Source organism: Candidatus Frankia alpina (genome assembly GCF_902806485.1).
Classification (GTDB): domain Bacteria; phylum Actinomycetota; class Actinomycetes; order Frankiales; family Frankiaceae; genus Frankia; species Frankia alpina.
Genome location: NZ_CADCWT010000305.1, coordinates 1 through 4962 on the forward strand (window position 1 = coordinate 1; position 4962 = coordinate 4962).

General features: G+C 75.5%; 3 protein-coding genes. 2 read left to right on the top strand and 1 reads right to left on the bottom strand.

The window, feature by feature from the left end:
- Positions 1-2648, top strand: a 2648-nt coding sequence (locus G6R25_RS21415; RefSeq protein ID WP_235949367.1) for an AAA domain-containing protein, incomplete at its 5' end; no start/stop codon positions are given.
- Positions 2649-2680: 32 nt separating this feature from the next.
- Here G6R25_RS21415 and G6R25_RS21420 read toward each other — a convergent pair.
- On the bottom strand, positions 2681-4081 hold the full coding sequence (locus tag G6R25_RS21420) for an acetamidase/formamidase family protein (RefSeq protein WP_235949369.1): 1401 nt from the start codon (positions 4079-4081) through the stop codon (positions 2681-2683).
- Between the two features lie 332 nt (positions 4082-4413).
- Here G6R25_RS21420 and G6R25_RS21425 point away from each other — a divergent pair.
- Positions 4414-4962, top strand: a 549-nt coding sequence (locus G6R25_RS21425) for an AIR synthase related protein (RefSeq protein WP_235949371.1), incomplete at its 3' end; no start/stop codon positions are given.

The window sequence follows — 4962 nt, forward strand, 5'->3', positions numbered from 1 at the left end:
GCCGCGCGGACGAACCCGGCGACGACGAGCGGGCCGCCGACCTCGATCCCGCCGCTCTGCTCCCCCGCGCCGAGGCTCTGCGCGCCCACCTGGACGGCGGCGCCGAACTGCGCCGGCGCTTCCGGCCGAAGGTGCAGCGAGAGGCCGACGCGCTGCTGCGGCAGGTGACCGTCGACGGGGTCGCGCCGACCACCCCGGAGCTGCTCGACCTCGTCCTGACCCGGCTTCGGGCGGAACTCGCCGTCGAGGCGGCTGGCCGCGGCTGGACCCTGGTGGGCCGCCCGCCGAGGCCCGGCGATCCGCTCGAGGTCCGGCTGTCCCGGCTGGTCGAGGGGCAGCAGGCCATCGAGGGAATCGACGCAGTCGTGGCCGCGCGGGACCGGGTCGTCGCCCTCGCCGCCGAGGTGGCGTCCGGGAGCCCGGTCTCGATCGACTCGGCCGCGAACGTGCGGGATCTGGCCGCGGCGATGGCCGCGCTCGAACCGATGGCGGCCGCGGCCGTCGCCGACCGGGCGCTGGCCGACCTCGCCGACGGGTACGACCGGCTCACCACCGACCCCGATACACCGGCCGGGCTGGCCGCCGAGCTCGGGGCCGTGGCCGCCGCGACCGCAGCCCGCGACGCCGACGCCTACGCCGTCGCCCGCGCCGCGCTCGACGCCGCGGTGGCCCGAGGGCAGGCCGCCGCCCGGCGCGCCGAGCTGCTCCGCCGGCTGCGCGCGGCCCATCCTGCGCTGGCGGATCTCCTGGCCGCCACCGCGACCGCGGAACCAGCCCGGCCCGACCGCGGCCCAGGCGACGCGCGCCCGCGCCAGGACGGCGACGGCGATCCCTGGCCGGCCCGGCTGACGGCGTTCTCGGCCGCGTGGGCCTGGGCCGTCGCGGCAAGCTGGCTGGCCCGCACCCCCCGTGCGGACGGCCCTGCGAACACCGACGGCGCGTCACCTGTCGACCTGGACGCCCGGTTGGACGCGGCCGAGGACGTCCTCGCCGCGGCCACCGCGGAGCTGGCCGGGGCGAAGGCCTGGAAGCACTGCCTGGAACGGATGGGTGCCGAGCAGTCCGCCGCGCTGCGCGCCTACGCCGACACCGTCGCCGTCGGCGGCACCCTGGCCGGTCGGCACGCCGAGCGCTACCGGCAGGCCGCCCGGGAGGCGATGGAGATCGCCCAGACGGCGGTGCCGGCCTGGGTGATGCCGATCCGGGAGGTGCTGTCGACGATCCCCGCGGTCCGCGACAGCTTCGACGTCGTCATCGTCGACGAGGGCAGCCAGGCCGGGCTCGACAGTCTGTTCCTGCTGTGGCTGGCGCCTCGCGTGATCGTCGTCGGCGACGACCGCCAGTGCACCCCGCCGGTCGACCCCGCGCAGGAGCTCGACCCGGTCCTCGACCGGCTCGACGCCCTGCTGCCGGACGTGCCGGCCTGGCTGCGCGTCGGCTTCACCCCGCGGTCCAGCCTGTTCAGCCTGCTGCGGACCCGCTTCGGCGAGGTGATCCGGCTGCGGGAGCACTTCCGCTGCATGCCCGAGATCATCGAATGGTCGTCGGCGATGTTCTACCGGGATGCACCGCTGCTGCCGCTGCACCAGTTCGGCGCGGACCGGCTGACGCCGCTGGTCGCCCGGTTCGTCCCGCACGGGTTCACCACGGCCACCCCGGCGGGGCCGCGCAACCCGGCCGAGGCCGAGGCACTCGTCGCGCAGGTCCTGGCCTGCGCCGAGGACCCACGCTATGCCGGGCTCAGCTTCGGGGTGGTGGTCACCCAGGGCACCGCGCAGGCCACACTGATCCGCGACCGGCTCGCCGAACGGATGTCGGCAGCCGAGCACCTGCGTCGCCGGCTGCGGGTGGGCACTCCGGCCGACTTCCAGGGCGACGAACGTGACGTCGTGTTCCTGTCGCTGGTCGTCGCGCCGGGCGACCGACCAGTCCCGCTGACCCGGCTGGAGTACCAGCGGCGGTTCAACGTCGCGGCCTCCCGAGCGCGCGACCAGGTCTGGTTGTTCCACTCGGTGGCGCCGGCCGACCTCGACCACCAGGACCTGCGCCACAGCTACCTCAGCTACGTGCTGTCCGCGGCGCGCCCGGCCGCGCCGCTGCCCGGGGTGACGCCGCCGCTCGCCGAGGTCGCCACGGACCGCCCCCATCCGGCCTTCGGCTCCCTGTTCGAGCAGCGGGTGTTCCACCACCTCGCCGGCCGCGGCTACCTCGTCATGCCCCAGGTGGAGGTCAACGGCCGGCGGGTCGACCTGGTCGTGGCGGGCGGGCGGGCCCGGTTCGCGGTCGAGTGCGACGGCGACGTCGGCCCCGGGCCCGCGGAGATAGCCCGCGAGTTCGACCGGGAACGCGAGCTCCGCCGGGCGGGATGGCGATTCTGGCGGGTCCGCCAGTCCGACTTCGAACTCGACCCGGAGGCGGCGCTGGCCTCGCTGTGGCCACGTCTGGCGGCTGCCGGAATCGCTCCGATCCCGACCGAGCGGGACGGCGTCGACGGCCGGGGTGCGCCGGGCGGCCCGGCCGCCGTCCGCGGGCCGGTCCGGGCCGGCGCGGACGAGCTGCTGCACCGTTGGCGCCCGATCACCCTCTCCGAGCTGGAGGGCCTCGACGACGCGCCGACGCCGGCCGAAGGGGGCGATCCGGCCGACTGATCATTGACTGCTGCCGACCGAGCCGGGAACGGTCAGGGCGGCGGCCCACCGACCCCGTCGGGCTCGAGCGGCGTGGCGACGACGTCTGAGTGAGTGGGGCCCGAACCGGGATCGCGCTCGATGCCGTCGTGGCCGCCGTCGCTGCCGTCACCCACGTCGTCACCCACGTCGTCACCCACGTCGTCACCCACGTCGTCACCCACGTCGTCACCCACGTCGTCACCCACGTCGTCACCCACGTCGTCACCCACGTCGTCACCCACGTCGGCGGAGCCGACGATGCGGGCGAACGGCGGCCGGTGCAGCCGGGGCTTCGCCGCCGCCGGCTCGGCGAAGTCCGACCGGTGGATGCGGCAGAACGCGCCCGGCGCCCCGGAGCCCAGCCGGCACACCCCGATGTCCGCCGCCGTCAGGTAGGCCAGCGCCTCGGCGTGTTCGAGCCCGACCCGGCTCTGCAGGAACAGCACCGCCGAACGGGTCGCGCGGCGGATCGCCTCGGTCAGGTCGGCGTCGAGGCCCATGGTGACCCACATGGCGTCGGTCTCGATGAACGGCTCGCGCAGCGTGCCGAGGGCGGCTCGGGCGGCCGTCTCCCGCAGCGCCGTCAGGCGCAGGGGCGCGCGCAGCGGGCCCTCCAGAGCCGTCCCGCCGATCTTCCCGTCGCCGAGGGCGTAGTGCGGGTCGCCGACGGCGAACAGCGCGCCCCCGACCTGGACGGGCAGGTAGAGCCGGGCGCCGGTGCCGAGGTCACGGCAGTCCAGGGCGCCGCCGTGCAGGCCGACCGCGGTGGACGCGATGACCTCGGTGGTACTGTCCACCGCGACCGCCATGACGCCCAGGAACGGAGCCAGCGGGAAGCGGGCCCGCCCGCCGCTCGTGCTGGTCAGCGAGCCGAAGAGGCGGCCGCGGCGGCGTTCGACGGCGCAGAAGGTGGTGACGGTGCGAAAGCGCTGCCAGTGCCGCGCGTCAGCGTCCGGCTCGGGTGGTCCGCCCTCCGGAAACTCCCCGGCGAGCAGGCCGGCGCCGTGGCGAGTGGAGACGATCCCGTACCGGGCCCGCGGGTGCAGCGACAGGACATCGACGCGCAGCACGTCCCCCGGCTGGGCGCCGCGGACGAGCACCGGCCCGGTCACGATGTGCGGGGCGTCCACACCGAACCGGTGCGGCAGGCCGGAGGCGGCGATCGCCCGGGCGTCGGCGAGGACCCCCGAGGGCGGCACGCCTAGGTTGGCGAGGAAAGCGTCGGGATCACGTCCCTGGTCGCCGAGGATCCCCTCCGAGCTGACCGTGTCGAAGGTGACCGTGGCGCCGGAGTCGACACTGAGCACCGGCCTGGTCAGTACGTTGGGCAGCTCGCCCCATGTGACGGTCTCGGGGGTGGAGGGCAGGTAGTGCTTCCCCTCGATCTTGCCCCGTCCCGGCTGCAGCGCCACAGGCGGGCCTACCGGCCCCGCCGCCGGGCGAGTGGGCCCCCGCCGGGACGAATCGCCTGGACGTGCGGCCGGCCGGCCCATGGCGTCCCGGTGGGCCGGACATGGCATACAGAGCGACAGGACTGGTCAGGCACGCGCGTCAGATTTTCAGTGGAATATGACGAAAAGGTGACGTGGATGTTGCGATCGCGGTCATTCCGTCGGCAGAGGCGTGCTGGGCCGGTGAAGGTGGAGTCCGTCGGCCCCCCGCGGCGGTCAGGCCTGCGGCCCCGCCCCTTCAGTGCCACCACCTGCGACGCTGGAGTCGCCCCCGCCCGCAGCACGGGGGTGTCATGACCGCGACGTTGCGGGATCTCGGCGAGTTCGAGCTGATCCGCGCGATCACCGCCCGCTTCGCCCGCGGCCGGGATGTGCTCGTCGGCCCGGGGGATGACGCCGCCGTGCTGGCCGCGCCGGATGCCCGGGTGGTCGTCACCACCGATCTGCTGCTGGAGGGTCGCCACTTCCGGCGGGACTGGTCGTCGGGGGTGGACGTCGGGCACAAGGCCGCGGCGCAGAACCTCGCGGACGTGGCGGCGATGGGCGCCCGACCGACCGGGCTGTTCGTCGGCTTCGCCGCGCCCGGTGACCTCACCGTCGACTGGGCTCTGGCGCTGGCCGACGGGCTCGCCGCCGAATGCGCTTCGGCCGGGGCCAGCGTCGCCGGCGGCGATATCAGCTCGGCCGACGCCATCATGCTGGGGGTGACCGCCCTCGGCGATCTCGAGGGTCGGGCTCCGGTGCTGCGCTCGGGGGCCCGACCGGGCGACGTGGTCGTGCTCGCCGGCTCCGTCGGCCGGGCCGAGGCGGGCCTGGCCCTGCTCACCACGGGACGCGGTCAC